At 40.2% G+C, this 16,551-nt stretch carries 17 protein-coding genes and 2 tRNA genes; 5 read left to right on the forward strand and 14 right to left on the reverse strand.

The window, feature by feature from the left end:
- Positions 1-22: 22 nt before the first annotated feature.
- Genes B1C82_RS17460 through B1C82_RS17480 form a run of 5 tightly spaced genes read right to left on the reverse strand, consistent with a single transcriptional unit; the run spans position 23 to position 4,541 of the window.
- The gene (locus B1C82_RS17460) at positions 23-1,498 is read right to left on the reverse strand and encodes an FHA domain-containing protein (protein WP_086448876.1); all 1,476 of its coding nucleotides are present in this window, start codon (positions 1,496-1,498) and stop codon (positions 23-25) included.
- Positions 1,482-2,267: an ATP-binding cassette domain-containing protein gene (locus B1C82_RS17465; RefSeq protein WP_086448877.1), complete on the reverse strand. Its 786-nt coding sequence runs from the start codon at positions 2,265-2,267 to the stop codon at positions 1,482-1,484. The genes B1C82_RS17460 and B1C82_RS17465 overlap by 17 nt, the downstream gene beginning before the upstream one ends.
- A gap of 3 nt (positions 2,268-2,270) precedes the next feature.
- A complete protein-coding gene (gmhA, locus tag B1C82_RS17470; protein WP_086448878.1) occupies positions 2,271-2,858 on the reverse strand; it encodes a D-sedoheptulose 7-phosphate isomerase in 588 nt (195 codons plus the stop codon).
- A 2-nt stretch (positions 2,859-2,860) separates the two neighbouring features.
- A complete protein-coding gene (locus B1C82_RS17475) occupies positions 2,861-3,640 on the reverse strand; it encodes an LBBP_01157 family protein (RefSeq protein ID WP_086448879.1) in 780 nt (259 codons plus the stop codon).
- A 1-nt stretch (position 3,641) separates the two neighbouring features.
- On the reverse strand, positions 3,642-4,541 hold the full coding sequence (locus tag B1C82_RS17480; protein WP_086448880.1) for a glycosyltransferase family 2 protein: 900 nt from the start codon (positions 4,539-4,541) through the stop codon (positions 3,642-3,644).
- A gap of 109 nt (positions 4,542-4,650) precedes the next feature.
- On the opposite strand from B1C82_RS17480, the gene B1C82_RS17485 reads away from it, so the two are divergent.
- Entirely contained in the window at positions 4,651-6,621 is a 1,971-nt protein-coding gene (locus B1C82_RS17485; protein ID WP_086448881.1) for an O-antigen ligase family protein, read from the forward strand.
- Between the two features lie 2 nt (positions 6,622-6,623).
- On the opposite strand, the gene B1C82_RS17490 is transcribed toward B1C82_RS17485, so the two are convergent.
- Positions 6,624-6,710 (reverse strand) — tRNA-Leu (locus B1C82_RS17490).
- Between the two features lie 17 nt (positions 6,711-6,727).
- Positions 6,728-6,798 (reverse strand) — tRNA-Cys (locus B1C82_RS17495).
- 59 nt (positions 6,799-6,857) lie between these two features.
- Here B1C82_RS17495 and B1C82_RS17500 point away from each other — a divergent pair.
- On the forward strand, positions 6,858-7,298 hold the full coding sequence (locus B1C82_RS17500) for a DUF4505 family protein (RefSeq protein WP_086448882.1): 441 nt from the start codon (positions 6,858-6,860) through the stop codon (positions 7,296-7,298).
- A gap of 32 nt (positions 7,299-7,330) precedes the next feature.
- Here B1C82_RS17500 and guaA read toward each other — a convergent pair whose 3' ends face one another.
- Positions 7,331-9,142, reverse strand: coding sequence for a glutamine-hydrolyzing GMP synthase (gene guaA, locus B1C82_RS17505; protein ID WP_086448883.1), 1,812 nt, complete (start codon positions 9,140-9,142; stop codon positions 7,331-7,333).
- Positions 9,143-9,231: 89 nt separating this feature from the next.
- On the opposite strand from guaA, the gene queF reads away from it, so the two are divergent.
- Together queF and B1C82_RS17515 are read left to right on the forward strand one after the other, a co-directional pair.
- Entirely contained in the window at positions 9,232-9,645 is a 414-nt protein-coding gene (queF, locus tag B1C82_RS17510; RefSeq protein WP_086448884.1) for a preQ(1) synthase, read from the forward strand.
- A complete protein-coding gene (locus B1C82_RS17515) occupies positions 9,645-9,908 on the forward strand; it encodes a SemiSWEET transporter (protein ID WP_165780250.1) in 264 nt (87 codons plus the stop codon). The genes queF and B1C82_RS17515 overlap by 1 nt, the downstream gene beginning before the upstream one ends.
- Before the next feature lie 58 nt (positions 9,909-9,966).
- Here the strand turns inward: B1C82_RS17515 and lsa33 are convergent, their stop codons facing one another.
- Positions 9,967-10,896 carry a surface adhesin Lsa33 gene (gene lsa33, locus B1C82_RS17520; RefSeq protein ID WP_086448886.1) on the reverse strand — a complete coding sequence of 310 codons (930 nt, stop codon included), beginning with the start codon at positions 10,894-10,896 and terminating at the stop codon, positions 9,967-9,969.
- A 254-nt stretch (positions 10,897-11,150) separates the two neighbouring features.
- On the opposite strand from lsa33, the gene B1C82_RS17525 reads away from it, so the two are divergent.
- Entirely contained in the window at positions 11,151-11,369 is a 219-nt protein-coding gene (locus B1C82_RS17525) for a ferredoxin (protein ID WP_086448887.1), read from the forward strand.
- Between the two features lie 116 nt (positions 11,370-11,485).
- On the opposite strand, the gene fliM is transcribed toward B1C82_RS17525, so the two are convergent.
- The 5 genes from fliM to argH all read right to left on the reverse strand — a co-directional run bounded on the left by fliM (position 11,486) and on the right by argH (position 16,533).
- Positions 11,486-12,511, reverse strand: a complete 1,026-nt coding sequence (fliM, locus tag B1C82_RS17530) for a flagellar motor switch protein FliM (protein WP_020768525.1) — start codon at positions 12,509-12,511, stop codon at positions 11,486-11,488.
- Positions 12,508-13,491: a hypothetical protein gene (locus B1C82_RS17535; protein ID WP_086448888.1), complete on the reverse strand. Its 984-nt coding sequence runs from the start codon at positions 13,489-13,491 to the stop codon at positions 12,508-12,510. Before B1C82_RS17535 ends, fliM begins: the two co-directional genes overlap by 4 nt.
- A gap of 113 nt (positions 13,492-13,604) precedes the next feature.
- Positions 13,605-14,213: a hypothetical protein gene (locus B1C82_RS17540; RefSeq protein WP_086448889.1), complete on the reverse strand. Its 609-nt coding sequence runs from the start codon at positions 14,211-14,213 to the stop codon at positions 13,605-13,607.
- Complete coding sequence (locus tag B1C82_RS17545) at positions 14,213-15,115, reverse strand: peptidylprolyl isomerase (protein WP_086448890.1); 903 nt, start codon at positions 15,113-15,115, stop codon at positions 14,213-14,215. The genes B1C82_RS17540 and B1C82_RS17545 overlap by 1 nt, the downstream gene beginning before the upstream one ends.
- A complete protein-coding gene (gene argH / locus B1C82_RS17550) occupies positions 15,112-16,533 on the reverse strand; it encodes an argininosuccinate lyase (protein ID WP_086448891.1) in 1,422 nt (473 codons plus the stop codon). The genes B1C82_RS17545 and argH overlap by 4 nt, the downstream gene beginning before the upstream one ends.
- Between the last annotated feature and the right edge of the window lie 18 nt (positions 16,534-16,551).

Raw genomic sequence — 16,551 nt, forward strand, 5'->3', positions numbered from 1 at the left:
CCGAGGGAAGGCCCCGAATCTATCACTTACCGCGGAAAACGAGTAGAGCTTTGCCTATCCCTATCTCATCAAAATCGTATAAGATTCTTGGTCTCAAAATTTTTCTACCGTTCAAGAAGGTTCCCGCCTCGGAAACCAGATCGTATAGAATATATCTATTACGGACCTTTCTGATCCTAGCATGATTTTTACTGACAGATTGTTCGTATAAAACCAGATCACAAAGGTCAGAATTTCCTATATTAGTCTCGGCTCTTGCGAGTGAGTATTGTTTACCTGGATTTCTTCCTTCTTTAAAAACGAGTGTTGCCTTTTCATAGGATTCACCCTGTTCGAATTCTTTTAGAGCAACAGGAGCTGCCCTTTCCGTTTCGATCCTATCTTCGTCCGAATAAACCAATTGGTATTGGTTTCCATACATTTTACGATAGGCATCTTGTTCGAATTCTATTGTATGAAGTCTTTCTGCCGGGCTTACAGTTCCTTCCGGACTATGCCTTTTCCCTTTTTTCATAACTACAATTAAGGCAACCAGAGTAAGAATTAGTAGGAAAGTAAAGCTTGGTAAAAAGATAGAAGGATGTAATAAGAAAACTGCGAGCCTTGTTCGGAAAGGCAGGTCGTAGGAAAAACTGAGCCGTCTGGAATTTTTAGTTTCGAGTTCTACTTCGATATTTCCATTTCCTTGGAACTGCCACTCATCTTGAAAAGGTGATTCGTAAACCAAGGACCAAGGTTCTTTTCTGAAATAGTCCAAATCTCCAAAAACTTGGGTCCTAAAATCTGGGCTATTCAATGAATAGAATGTTCCACCATATCTTTTTGCTAAAAACTTTGCGCCATTAGAAGGAAAAGACAAAATTTGGATTGGGATATTCGGAGTGTATTCTCCGTTCTGTGCCTCATTAGAAGGAATCAAATCTTGGTCATAAAATATGGTCAGAATATAATCTGTTTCTTTCAAACGAGGAGAGATCTTTTGAAAAACATAGTCCAGGTTTGCAGAAGTATTTCTGTTGGATTTTCCACCTGGGACCTTCGCTTCTTTTAAAGCATCCGTTTTACTCAGGTCATCTTTTGAGAAGAATACATCATCCGTAAAAAATACAAAACTAAATCTGTCAGCGGAATCTGATTTTTCTACAATCGTCTTTAAGATCTCTGTGGCTTGCACATTATGATCGAATGAGTTCGTCATCTGAGTGATCAGATAAATATGGACTGGTCTTGTACCTTCTGATCTATGGATTTTGAGAGGACCTACTCTTCTGGAACGATTTTCTTTTCGTTCAGAGACTGTAAGTATTTCCTGATCCAAGGGAACACCCTTGCCTGCTCTAAGCTTTAATTCAAGCTTAGGATATTTAGAAATATCATATTCTTCTAAATGGATACTTTCTGCCCCGACAAACGAAGGATATACGCTTGCCGCTATGATCAGAAGGTTTAAGAAGACTGTGCGGATCATGAGATTTTGCAATTTAAGCGGGATTTTCATCCAAAGTAAACAGTTTTCTGGAATACTCTAAACTTGGTTCCCAAACACCATTTCGGCTTTTCAGGGTCTCGAGTTTTTCCCCACTTTTCATCACTGTAATAGTATCGGCTAGCTCCCGTGCAGAACTAAGATCATGGCTGATAAATAGAAGTCCCGCTCCCAGATCTTTTACCCTGGATTTCAAAAGTTCCAAGATCGCCTTTCCTGTAATCGGATCCAAGGCCGATGTGGGCTCATCTGCCAGAATAAGTTCTGCTCCGGAATACACCGAAAGTAGTACTAACACCCTCTGTCTTTCTCCTCCAGAAAGTTGGTGAGGTCTCGCTCTCCAGGCTGCTTCTGGATCGGAAAGTCCGAATTCTTTTAGGAGTCGAATTCCTGTTTCTGGAATTGCAAGTTCAGGTTGGATGAGAGAAAAATATTCCAGGATCTGAGATCCGATACTTAAAAAAGGATGGAGACCGATCGCAGCAGTCTGAGGTATCAAACTGATCCGCCTACCTCGCCAGTTTTTCCAAAGGCTAAAATCTCCGCTGGGTATATCTTGGGAGAAGATACTGAATTTTTTCCAGGTTATGGAAGTATCTTCACTTAAAAGTCCGAGGACAGCGCTTGCAAAAGTGGATTTTCCGCTTCCGGATTCTCCCACCAATGCGTGGACTTCTTTTTTAGAAATTTGGAAATCGAAGTTTTTAAGAATATGAGCAGATCCGATTTTTACATTCAGATCTTGTATAGAAAGAATCGTATCGAAAGAATCTCTCTCCAAGTTTTATCCTAACTGAAAGAGTTCGTATTCTATAATTGAACAAACAATATGACCGATCAGAATATGAGATTCTTGGATGCGTGCAGTCTCTTTCCTAGGAATGACGAGATCTAGGTCTGCCATTCCTTTCATCTTTCCACCATCCCCACCTAAAAAAGAGATCGTTTTCATCCCGATCTTTTTGGCGGATTCCATAGCAGCGATCACGTTTTTGGAATTTCCACTGGTTGAAAGTCCTACAAGAAGATCTCCGGGTTTTCCAAAAGCTTCTACCTGACGAGAAAACACAAACTCATATCCATAATCATTGGAGCAAGCGGTCAGAACCGCAGAATCGGCGTTCAATGCTAATGCAGGGAGTGCTCTTCTTTCATTGCCTGATTTATAACGGACCACAAGTTCTGCGGCAATATGGGATGCATCACAAGAAGAACCACCGTTTCCACAAAAAAGGATCGTATTCCCCTTTTTTAATACTTCAGAAGCAATTTTTCCTGCTTCTTCAATTTGAGGAAGAAGTGTATCCAATACTGCTTTTTTAGTCTCTATAGAGTCCTGTATCTGTTTGGATGCGATTTCTTTTAAGTTCATTCTCATTTATCCTTTTTAGACCGAATTTTAGAGAGCACTGACTCAAAATCCTTTTTAGCTGAATCAAATTCATACAGTGTCAAATTTTCGGAATGCGGAGAATTCCTGTTCCCGCTTACGTTTAAAAAATACAGTTCTTTGGAGACGATCCGTTTTACCCTTTCAGAAGAATTTGCCTGAAAAACATCTTCAAATTCTTTTCCGAGAAAGACTAGTAATACAGCAATCGTGCTCGGTCTAAGATTAATCAAGATTTGTTGTTTCCAAATAGGATCCCAAGTTAAGATCTCTTTCCAGGAATCAGCAGAACGTTTTAGATCCGGTTCCTCTTGCAAAACTGCCCAAGACTCCTCATCCCAATTCGGAGTATTAATTCCTGATAAGATACTTTTTAGACTCTTATGATCCCCACTTAAAAGTCTGTTAAGATCAGCCTCTCCTAAAAAAATCACCCCGCTAATCTTATCGCCCTGCTCAGTTAAATAATTTCCAGTCGAGACTACTAGAGAATATTCTCTGCCTGATTTTTCCTTACCTTCTAGACGGAACAGATTGCGGTTGTTTTTAGTCAGCTTTAAAGAAGGGCTTTCAAAAATTACACCGGAAGGTTTTTTACGGGTCACAAAAAAACGATCCGCTTTTTCTCTTAGGTCTTTTAATTCCCAGGTATAACCGCGACTATCTCTAACAACTTCTTTTTCGATTTCAGCTGCGGCCTTCTTTTTCTTTCTCCAGAAAAAGAGCTTACTCCAAAATCCTGATTTTTGTTTGCCCTTGGCCATCTTAGTTCCCGTAATCTTTTCGGAGATTAGAAGGGCGTTCTATCAATTTTTTCCCCAATTCGTAAACCTTTGCTTCTTTTAGAAAAGTGGAATACGCAGAAGAGATAGCGATCGTAAATCCTGGAAATCCGTCGAGGAACCCAAACTTGAAAATATAGATCTCTACAAATTTCCCAAAAGGTTTGATGATTGTACGAGCTAGCGAGAATTTTTTATTCTTCTTCCATCGAGTCCAGGAAACAATCGAGGAGAACTTATTGATCGTATCCACTTGTTGTGAAAGGTCTGCAAAACTATAATGAAGTATATCCCCTTTTATCTTTTTACCTTTCCCCTCTACCACCAGGTAATCGTGAGGATTTTCGCCTACCCATTTGGACTTTGATTTTCGGATAATGCGAAATTTGGTCTGGGGATACCATCCTGAGAAACGAATAAACCTTCCCATATGAAATGTAAGTCTAGAAACTTTGAGTCCGTTCAAGGAAGGATCTTCAGGACTTTCTAAAAACAATCTAAGAGAATCTCTGAGTTCTTCACTCAAACGTTCATCTGCGTCCAAAGAAAGAATCCACTCGTTCTTGCAGAGAGAGATCGCGTCATTCTTCTGTTCTACATGCCCTTTAAAATTCTGAGACGAAAAACGAACTTCAGGAAAGGACTCGCTGATCTCCTTTGTTTTGTCTGTACTGTTTGAATCTAAAACGACGATTTCGTCAGCGATATCTCTGCAGGATTTGATACAGTCCCCTATATTCGCTTCTTCATTATAAGTGATGATCGCAACTGAAAGTTTTTTTAAAAATCTTTCCCGGACCTCATTTCTGCTCAAGGGAGTCTTGGCTTTAGATTTCTTTTTTTTAGAGGAAGAAGGTTCCTTGGTTTTAATGGATTCTGCCATATATTTGAATATCGCAAAGAAGCGAATGAATTCCTAAAATAGTAGGTTTTCCTTCTTTGTCAGCGGTTTTTTCTGGAAATCTGGGAGGAAAAGGAAAGTCTGGGGACCGGTGAAACCTAGCTTCTTTTCTCAAATTTCAGAGACCTCAGGAAAGATCTCATTCTATTCCTTATTACTATTTCTAGTAGCATTTCCACTTTCTGTTTCGGCCTCTCAAATCCTGGCAGGCTTATGCATTTTCTGTTTTATATTCTCTCCAAAGGAGAATTTCCAAAAAATAAAATCTTACCTTCTGCCATGGGGTTTCATTTTAGGAGCCTACTCTCTTGTATTCATTTCGTCTCTGTATCATTGGGAAGAATATTCCAATTTTTGGAAAACATTTACAAGACAATCGGAGGCGGGAGATTTCTGGCTCTCTATCTTATTTCCGATAGCGGCTGTACATTCTTCCGATGAAAAAAATAGAAAGCTGATCTATCGTTATCTTTGGATCTCTTTTCTACTTGTTCTGATCTCCGGGATCGCATCCATTTTCAGCGAATATAGACTGGGTAAATTTATCTCAAATGGTTTTACTCCTGCCCCAGGGGATAGAAGGCAACATCCAGCCGGTCCACTTTTCGGTCTCGAAACTTATCTTCCGATCGGACTAATGAACACTCATTTGACCTATGGCGGATTGATTTCTTTTTATATTCCAGGACTTGCACTTCTTGTTTTACAAAAGATAAAGGAGAAGGATCTAAAACGTATAATTGGATTCGGAGTCCTTCTTCTTTTTGCACTTTGGGTATTTCTACTCAATCAAAGTAAGTCTGCATGGCTTGGAGTTCTTGCAGTAACAGTTTATTTTATTTTGAGCAAACGGAAAGATTTCTCCGGTAAATTTCCAAAGATAACACTTGGGCGAGTTTCAATCGTCATCGTACTTTTGATCGTTCTGGGTGGACCGGTCCGTTTCTTTTACCAAAAGAATTGGTTACTACAAAGAACTCTTGCGCAACTTACTCAGGTCCAAACCCCAGAAAACCAGAGATATTGGATCTATAAACTTAGCCTTCCTCTACTTGCGGAAAATCCGATCTTAGGCACAGGGGGAGGAAGATTTAAAGAAACCAGTTCAGATATTTCTAAATCGCTTATAGAGAAGAATGAGCAACTTTGGTATGAGCTGTACATCACCCCGAACAAACATGCACATAATGATATTTTAGAATTTGCAGTCGTAGGTGGATGGCTTTCCGGAATTTTATGGATTGGATTCTTTTATCTTTTATTTAGAAAGATTGTATCTTCTAGTTTAGAAGAAGGAAATTTTCCCTTAATCGGAATTGGATTTATCTGGGTAGCTGGATTTTTCCAATGTTATCTCTTGGATGATGAGGTTGCACTTCCCTTCTTTGCTTTGGCAGGACTTTTATGGGGAAGAGAAAAGGAAACTTCTTCTAAATTCTCCACTTCTTCTGTAATCTTCTTAGGCCTGACCTTCATACTAAATACTTCCTTTTGGATTTGGAGACTTTCTATTCCACCGGAACTTGCGTATGGAAGACAAGTTTTTGCTTCTTCTTCTACACTTACTAAAAAGATAGAAAAACGTATTCTACCTTTTAGGAACCAAACAAAAGAAAGAGAAAAAAGAATTTCAGAAACCGTCCTAATCTCTGGCTCGGAAGGAAATTCAGAATTTTCTATTGAAGGTTGTCTCACTCATAGATATCCAAATCCTGCAAAACTAAGAGAAGAAGATCATTCTATTGGGATCTATATTTCTCCGGATGCAATTAACCCACCGACTAAGATCTCAGTTACTGTATTCTCAGAAGAATCTTTTGATGAGGACAAACTATATTGGTCTCATAGAAAATACGATTTAGGAACTAAAGAGTTAGATTTGAAACCTGGTTGGAATTCCTTCATTTGGAAAGAGACCATTGGGCTTTCTAAAATTACGGTCTTTCCGGATATCGTATTTTTTAGGAGTTATAAGATCCGATTTGGAGGTATCCGTTCGGAGAAACAGATGGATCTGCCAGTCTTAGACTTAGGAGATCTCTGCGATTTTAAATTGAAGTAAGTTGGTACCTGGAGCGGGACTTGAACCCGCACGAGCGTGAACTCACAGGATTTTAAGTCCTGGGTGTCTACCTATTCCACCATCCAGGCGTTTGAGAGACTCTGCCAGGCGTCGCCCGGATTCGAACCGGGGATCAAGCTTTTGCAGAGCCATGCCTTACCACTTGGCCACGACGCCGATATGAGGTATGATTTTGTGTGTGGGCAAGGTGTCAATAGAAAAGTGGAGGAAAGACTTTGAGGACCTATTTCTATCGAATCGACTCGAACGCGCGACTTTTCCACGAGGACTCAGAGCTGACGGATAAAAAGTTTTTAGACTTCTTTTTCACTCATCTCGAAAAAAACCGGACCGGTAAATACCCTGAATGCGCTTATATCTCTCCTTGCGGAAAGGAAATGAATTTTGTGCAGACGGAACATTATCCAGTTCTGTTTAAACACAGAATTGGAGATAAACTCTATTACGGCGGAGAAAAGGGGATTCTATTCCAACCAGAAAATTTGAAATTCGATCCATTAGGAAATCTAGTCCACCCTTTTCAAAAAGAGATCTGGGGAAGAATTTCTACGGAAATCCTTTTAGATCCCGAATTAGAATGGGGAGAAAATTCCGAGAATTGGGATTTGATCTGGAATAGGAAAAAATTCATTATCCCAAAATTCAGGTCCGACTGATCTTTCAGATAAAGCAGAGTGCCTTGTAGAATTTATTCCCACTCGATTGTGCCGGGAGGTTTGTTTGTCAGATCAAAAAACAAATACTCAATTTGAGGTGTTTTTAGAACTTCTGAAACGAGTTCCTCCAAAACATCTTTCTCCAATCTAAAAAAACTAGCAGTCATCGCTTCTTGAGAATCCACGGGTCTAAGAACAATACTTCTTTTTCCGGATTCGGAACCCAAAGGAAGAAGTACCACAGGCATTTGCCAGATCTGATCATAGATCTTTCTTTTTTGGAGAATTCTCTCTACGGCAGCATCTGCCTCTCTCAAAATATCAGAATCTTTTTTGTCCAAGTCGATTGCTTGGAATTTGAAGTTTGCTTTTTGGAATTCGCTGGATTTTCCTAAAAATAGAACAACTCGATTGACTGAAGAGATTTGGTTTGTGATCGCCGTGGAAATTTTATCCAATTCGTCCCAGGTCTTATCTCCAGAAATCGCCGCACAATGTGCATAAGATCTCTGATCCCCTTTTACACCAACGGAAGCAACAGGAAGAAGTTTTGCTTGCAGGGCAGAATCCGAACCTACCAGTTCATCCAGTTTTTTCTGAACGGATTCCTCTACCGGTTTTTCTTGTGCGATCATTCGGACCACAAGTCCAGGTCCAGGAAAAGGATGTCTCCCAGTCCATTCTTTAGGAAGCCCAAGATAGTTCCCGAGTTCACGGACCTCGTCTTTATATAAGTCCTTGATCGGTTCTACTACCTTCCCTTCCTCCATTAATTTTTGGATGGCTTCTACTCGATTATGATGGGTCTTAATTGTATGAGAATGTTTAGTTCCGCCACTTTCTATCGTGTCAGGATAAATGGTTCCTTGTCCGAGTAACCATTCGTCTGCGTTCAGACCTAAACTTTTCGCGCAGTCTGCCTGTGCTTGTAAGAATAGATTTCCAACGATTTTTCGTTTTTCTTCCGGATCTTTTTTACCTTTGAGAGCTGAGTAAAAAAGTTCGGAAGCATCATGAACATGCAATTGGATACCTTGCGGAGAAAGTTTTTCTTGGAGACTCGCAACCTCGTCCTTTCTCATAAACCCGGTATCTATCAGAACTCCTTTGACTCTGTCTTTTCCTAATGCCCTGGAAAGAAGAAGATACGAAACAGTTGAATCTACTCCCCCGGATACTAATAAAAAAATCTTTTTGTCTGCAGGAACAATCGAATGTAACTCTTCTTCTTTTAGATCTAAGAATTGTTTTAAGTTCCAGGTACCTTCTGCCCCTGAAATTTTTACGAAGTTTTCTAGAAGTACAGAACCTTTTTCCGTATGAGTTACTTCTGGATGGAGTTGTATCCCGAACCATTTTTGGGTCGGATTTTCTACTACTGCATATTCACAATCTTTACTGGAAGCAGTTCGAGTAAAACCTGCTGGCAAACGAGTAACTTCGTCACCATGGCTCATCCATGCAACCTCTCCGCCTTGGAAACCTTTGAGTAATTGTGTTTTGGATGTATCAATAAAATCTAAGGCAGCTCTTCCGTATTCTGCTATGCCCGCTTTTTTAACTTCTCCACCTAAAAGTTTCATCATGAGTTGGTGGCCGTAACAAATCCCTAAAACAGGAATTCCTAGTTTTAAGACCTCGACTGGGAGAGATGGAGAATTCGGTTCGTATACACTTTCCGGTCCTCCGGAAAGAATAATGCCTGAAAGTTTGGAATATGTTTCAATAGGTTCGTCGTTACCTAAAATTTCTGAATAAGCCCCCAAACGACGAATTCTGGACGCGATCAAATGGGCGTACTGCCCTCCAAAATCCACGATCCCAATTACATTTTGGTGCTTCATTCCAAGGTATCCTTAACGTTTCCTTTATGTGAGTTGTAAAAAGATTCCCAGAGACAAAGTCCGGAAAACTCTGGTTTAAAGAGGGAATCATGAGCCATCAACAAGAGTCGATCGGAATTTCCGCTTATGAGGGAAGACAGGACCATATCCCCAGTCTGAAACTTCCCGAGATAGAATCTTTCGCCAATGTGTACGAAGGTAAGGATTACACAATCGATTTTACCATTCCAGAATTCACCGCAGTTTGTCCTAAAACAGGACTGCCAGATTTTGGAGTGATCGAGATCAGCTATATACCAAAGGCAAAATGTATAGAGTTAAAATCTCTAAAAGAGTATATTCTCGCCTACCGCAATCTTGGGATCTTCCATGAGAATGTAGTAAATCATATCTTAGAAGACCTGGTCCAGTCTGTAGATCCAAAATATCTCAAGGTCAAGGGAGATTATAACCTAAGAGGTGGGATTAAAACAATCGTAACAAGAGAGTATACAAGCAAATGATAGATCCGATTTCTCTACTTGGATTTATTGCTTGTACTTTGACTACTCTGGCATTTCTTCCCCAGCTAATCAAAGTGATCCTGGAAAAAAGGACCAGGGACATTTCCAGAAACATGTATCTTGTTCTTTCCGTGGGAGTGTTTTTCTGGCTTTGTTACGGGATACTAAAGAATGATTTTCCGATCATTCTCGCAAACGGCTTCACTCTACTTTTTACCACCACCATTCTTTGGTACAAACTTCGGTCCAAGGAAGAAGAATAAAAAAAAAGCCGCTTCCTTTCGGAAACGGCCTTTTATTTTTTCTGAATGGAAAACTACTTTATTTAGGAGCGGCTTGGTCTTTTAGGGACTTGCGCTGGTTTTCCAATTCTTTCTTAGCATCATCCATAGAAGATTTTACTTTTTCTTTCTCTTCTTTACCTGCTTTTTGGATAGCTTCTTTTTCTTCTTTTCCAGCGCTCTTAGCTTCTTCTAGAAGTTTACGATTTTCTTCTTTTGCGCCTTCGATCAGCTCTCTATTTCTTTGTTTTTGATCTTCCAAACCTTGGAGGATACGAGCCTTATTCTCTTGGAAATCTTTCAGGATCTCTTGGATACGAGCTCTTTGTTCTTCCGTAATAGATTGAATAGTAGCAGAATCGTCTTTCAATTCTTGGGCTTCATCCTCTGTTAGAGGTTGTTCTTTGAATGAATCTCCGTTAGAGCTAACATTTTCCCCTGCATCTGCCACTGCTTGGCTTTCAGGATTATCTGCGTCAGCAACTTCAACTGATCCATCAGACACTCTAGTGCTCGTTCCTTTACCTGATTCTTCAACTATGAATTCAGTTCCTCTAACAGAAGCTACGACTGTTGGAGTAGAAACTGTGAATTTAGAAGTTTTGGTGAGCTTACCTGCAACCTTAGTAAAAATTTTACCTTTGGTCAGGCCCAGGTCCGCAAAGGTTTCTCCATTTGCGGAATCTATAAAAATTTTCTTCAGAGTGAGGCTTGTGTTTTCTTTGATTCTAACAAGAACGCCTTCGGTTAACTGAAGGTCTGCATAAGAATCCTTTCCGGTCTCGATCTTATCTTCCGGCAAAAGGAAAGTATCCAAAGATACTGCCTTTTCTTTCCCCGCCTTATCGAAAATTTTTACTGTTCCTTTGGTGAATGTAATCACTCCACCTTGGAGATCTTCTTTGGCTTTCTTACAATCTACAAATATAAAGCTGAGGGCCAGAAAGAAGGTTATGGCAATCCGTTTCATTTAGTTCTGATTCTCCCTTGAAATAGGTTTGGGAAGAATATCGATGAAAGAAATTTCCGTCCACATTTTTAATCCACCCTATTGAATTATTCGGGGAACACCTTGTCTAATATACAGAAGGCCTCAAATCCCATTGAGACTGGCAATCAGTGGTGGAATCTAAAAGGAAAAGGTATTGCGCCATAGCCCCAGTCTAGAAATTGTAGCCCTAGACCGCCAACATAGAACTAAAAAAGTTCCAAAGGAGTGACAGAATGAGCAAAATAGCCTATGTAGATAAGGACAACTGTACTTCTTGCAACCAGTGTGCAGACAATCTACCTAAGTACTTTCAAATGGACGATAACGATACTTCCGAGACTCATATCGGAGGAGAGAGTGTAAATCAAGCTCAGATCCCTGAGGAAGATTGGAAAACAGTTCAGAAAGAAATGGATGAATGTCCCGGTGAATGTATTCACTGGAGAAAGTAATCGTTTTCCGATTTCTATATTCTTTAAAAAGAAAAAGCGGGAATCCATTCCCGCTTTTTTTGTGTCTCGCTGAAACTCTCGATCCGAATCAAAAGTTTCTGTTATAGATCTCTAAATCAATATTCTTGTTCCGATCTAGTAGAACCAAGTAATTCGTCAGGAATATCTTCGACTCGATCTCCTATCTGGATAGCGAGTCTATTTCCAACACGTCCAGGTAGACATTTAAACTTCTTACGTTCCCCTACTTTTACAAGCATGTCTGATCTAGTAGTGGTGTTTTCTAATTTAACAACATCACCAACAGTTAGATTCATAAAATCCAAGATGGAAATATCTACGGAACCAACTTCTGCGATTACAGGGATTTGTACCTGATCCAAACGTTCTTGGATGATGGCTCTGTTCTCGTCCAACTCACCTTTACGAATGGAGGAATACCAGTATTGAGCGGACAGTTTGTTAATGATAGGCTCGATCGTGATGTACGGGATACAAAGGTTGGTCAAACCTTCGACCTCTCCGATCTTGGTCTCTAAGTTGATCAAAACCACCATGTCATTCGGAGGTACGACCTGAGCGAACTGTGGGTTTGTTTCAATGTTACCAAGACGAGGCCTAAGATCGATCACAGTGGACCAGGCCTCTCTCATGTTTCCTAAGATACGAACGATAATCCCTTCCATTACGCTCATCTCAATCTCGGAAAGTTCTCGGGAAATTTTTGCAGTCTCTCCCTTACCACCGAAAAGACGGTCAATGATCGTAAATGAGATAGAAGGATCTATTTCTAAAATTGCAGAACCTCTAAGTGGGTCCATATTGATTACAGCAAGTGTAGTCGGATTCGGAATGGAACGAATGAATTCTTCGTACGTTAACTGATCCACAGCAGCTACGTGAACGTGAACCAAAGCTCGCAACTGAGCGGAAAGTCCAGTAGTTGCCAAACGAGCAAATGTCTCGTGCATCATTTGTAGAGTACGGATCTGGTCTTTAGAAAATTTGTCGGGACGTTTGAAGTCGTAAATTTTGACCTTCTTCTGTTCCCCTACGGAAGAATACTCATCCTCCGCCACTTCTCCGCTAGAGATCGCGTTTAATAATGCGTCTATCTCGTCTTGGGATAAAATTTCGGTCATTTTCTTACCTTCGCTAATAGATTAGCCACTTTCCAAAACATTCCGTTTTCGTCCGGCATTCTTCTTAATGTAAATTCGTATTCGTATCGGACAGGAACCTTATTCACTCTTCTTTCCACAGCTACTCTTACCTTGGAGAGATTGGAACTCACCTTTTCCGTTCCCAGGATCTTATAGTATTGTAACACGCCTGATCTGTTTTCTTCTAAATAATTTCTGAATTCTTCTAGAACAAAATCTTTTTCAGCTTCTTCCGATTGCTGCCAATCCCTGGCAAATCTATCATAAGCTTGTATGTATTCAGGGAAATGAATCCATTTAAAATGGAGCTTCCAGTTTTTCTTTTTTTCAGCACCTAAGAATAAATGGATCACTTCTTCCGGTTCTAGTCCATCCGTTGATGGATCTTGGTAAGGAACTCCAGGGACCACCCAATCTTTTTTACGTTCTTCTACACTAAAATAAGGATGGCTTTCCGATCTTACAAAATGGTCTCCATACTCGGAGATATTAGGATAGAAGTAAGCGGTTACGAAATATTTTTTGCCAGGCTCTAATTCATACAGATGATCGATCCGGATCTCTTTTGAGAATGTTTCGTCTTTATGTAAAATGATCTCTTTGACCTCGTCGCCTACAAGGTTCTCGACTTTATTCCTTCTTCTTAAGACAGGATCCTGTTTTCTTTCTTCTTCAATTCTTGAAACAGTTCTGCCGTCTTCATCTCTTACGATTACTTGGAAAGATCGCAGATCTTTTCCGTAGGGGAAAATTCTTAGAACCTCATTTCCAGTATTTCTCACGGAAAGTAAGGCTGAGATAGGTTCCTTTTCTCGGAACTGCATTTTAGGAAGTTTGATATCCACTATGCCTTGGGCTTGGATATAATTTTCGGAAACTTCTCCCCTTGCATTTCTGTTAGGATATGACCCTAAACCGAATGCACTCAAGAGAATTAGTATGATCAGAATTCGTTTCATTCTAAAATTTCAGTCCGTGTGGACGCAAAATCTATGGTCCTCTTTTAGATTTCGGCAAAAAGAGACAAAACCTAGTAAAAAATACGGGAAATTATCTAAGAAACATAAGTCTTTCAGCCTTCTGCGTCTTCTATAATATAGTCTGCAATCCGGATCAGTCGCCCAAGAACCGGCTTAAGCTTACTGTATTCCTGGTAACATTCCTCATATTTTTCCAAAATTGGTCCGATTTGGGCCACAGATTTAGGAGATAAGTTCAAACTGGAAATATTGGATTCGGAGAGTTTCTCCGCAGATTCCAAACTATCGAAGAATCGAGTGATCTCTTTAAGAATGGATTCATCTGCCCTATCATTCTTTTCGAAATTGGATTCTATTTTAAGAATATAGTCAGTAAGAGTTTGTTTGAGTCTGACTTCCTCTTCGTTTGCTTTTCGTTTTGCAGTCAAGGTATTTACCTTACTGTAACGTGCCATTGCCTCTTCATAAGAATGGCTAACTGACTGCCTGTTTTGTTGGATCAAGCGAACTAATAAAACTACCGAGCGGAAGTCCCAGGCAGTGTCTTTTTTATTCCGGATCTCAGGGAACATTTCGTCACCCTTGGAATCATCCACCTGTAATCCGGAAAGTTTTTCTAAAATTCTTCCCGTGGACCCAGAGCCTTGTATCTCTCGGGCCACCGAAAGAAAAATAGGATTTTGGTCCAGGGAAGTACTCATTATTTTGCCCTCTTATCGTAGATGGACACTTTGCGGATTGTAGTTTTGCCGTTTCCGGAAGCGATAATCTTATCTACGACATCAGCACCTTGGATGATCTGTCCGAATACAGTATGTAATCCGTCCAAATGAGGAGTATCTACTTGGTTGATGAAAAATTGAGAACCGTTTGTATTCGGTCCAGCATTCGCCATTGCAAGCGCGCCTTTGATCGCCTTCTTACTCTTTACTACATTATTATAACGATAACCTAATCTGAAGAGTATCTCCATGACGGAAAGATTTTTGGCTTTTTCCAAATTGCTTTCCAATTCTTCTCTTCTTTCGTCTGCTTCTCTTTGGCTACGAATCCCAAGCTCTCCACCGATATATCGATAAAGATAACCTGTATAAAATTGGGACTGTCCGATCTTAACTTGGTCTAGGCCTAAACTTGCAGCGTTGATCTCATCAGCAAATCTGTATCCAGGAGTTCCGGATCCATCACCATATGGACATCCACCTTGGATCATAAAACCTTCGATGACCCTGTGAAAAGTTAATCCATCATAGAATGGTCTTTTTTGGGGTTGGCCGTTACGAAGAGTGAATTCCTTCTCTCCTTGCGCAAGGTCGATGAAGTTTTGGACCGTTTTAGAAGCATCCTTATCGTATAATTCGAAAAGCATATTTCCTTGAGTGGTTTCTATCAACGCGTAGATCGCAGGTTTTTCAGGAAGTGCAACACGAGGCTTTTCTTCTTTTCTAACTACAACTTCGACTGGGCTATATGCTTCCGGAGCATATCTTTGTTCCGCATAAGGGTTTGCCTTGCAGGCAAACGAAAATAATAAAATCGCAAACCATACTAAGGCACCAAAAAGTCTGGGCTTAGAATTCGATTTTACATTCATATAATTCATTTCGTATTCCTTTGGATTGATTTAATAGATTGTTTCGCGAGTTCCAATTGTTCTAATTGTCTAGATCTAGAAGTTCCGCCATAACTGGATTTTTTATCGGTAGAAAGTTCCAGACTTACCGCTTTCGAATATTCTTCTCCAGCGAAATAAGGGGAAATTCCTTTTCTTATATCTTCTGAGATCGTAAATAAATTCTCTTTTCTTTCTACACATTCGGAAACAAGTCTTCCTACAAGTTCATGCGCAGTTCTGAAAGGGACCTTTTTTTCCCCTACCAGAAAGTCTGCCAGATCGGTCGCAGTAGCAAATCCTTCCTTTAGGGACCTTTCTCCTCTTTCCGGCCTGAATTGCATTTCAGAAACCATGGCTTCCAACCCTTCCAGACTTAATAGAACAGTTTCCACAGCATCAAAAACGGCTAACTTGTCTTCTTGTAAATCACGATTGTAGGTAAGAGGCAATCCCTTTAAAAGTCCGATGAGATGATTTAAGTTACCCGCCACCCTCGCGGATTTTCCACGGATGAGTTCAGCAATATCCGGGTTCTTTTTCTGGGGCATGATAGAGGATCCGGTAGTGAGTGAATCAGGTAGTTTCACTAAGCCGAATTCCTGGGAAGAATATAGAACAATATCCTCGCAAAAACGAGACGCATGAGACATTGTTTGCACAGCTGCAAATAAGAACTGCAAGAGATGATCTCTATTGGAAACACCATCCATACTATTGGGAGAAATAGAATCCGCCTTTAGTTCGGAAGCCAAAAATTCTCTGTCGTTTTGGTAATTCACTCCAGCCATCGCGCCTGAGCCTAAAACGAGAATATTTGCGGTCTTCTTCGCGAATTCAAAAAACTCCAAGTCACGAGTGAACATCCAAAAATATGCCAATAAAAAATGAGAGGCTCTGATTGGTTGCGCAACTTGAAGATGTGTATATCCCGGAATGATCGTATCTATATTTTTAGAAGCCTGCTCATGCAAAGCTTCTCTCAGAGAATCTAAACGATATAAAATTTCTTGGATTCGATTTCTAACATAGAGCCTTGTGTCCTGTGAGACTTGATCATTTCTGGATCTGGCAGTATGTAATTTCTTCCCTACTTCTCCTTTTAGTTCAGTGAGTCTGGATTCCACATGCATGTGAATATCTTCCAGCTCTCTGCTAAATTTGAAATTTCCGGATTCTATCTCTTCTTCTACCTGATTTAATCCATCTAGTATGTCTTTTAATTCTGTGGAGTTTAAGATCCCCATCTTTGCAAGCATCTTAGCGTGGGCTCTACTTCCTTCTAGATCTTCTTTATATAATTTTTGGTCGAAAGAAATGGATTCCCCTATTCTTTCCATAATGGAAGAAGCTTTTTCTTTAAATCTTCCTCCCCAAAGTTTAGAGTTTTTGTCCTCAGGTGTGTTCATTAAAATGATTTCGATGCC

Origin of the sequence: Leptospira venezuelensis, from assembly GCF_002150035.1 — a bacterium.
Classification (GTDB): Bacteria; Spirochaetota; Leptospiria; order Leptospirales; family Leptospiraceae; genus Leptospira_B; species Leptospira_B venezuelensis.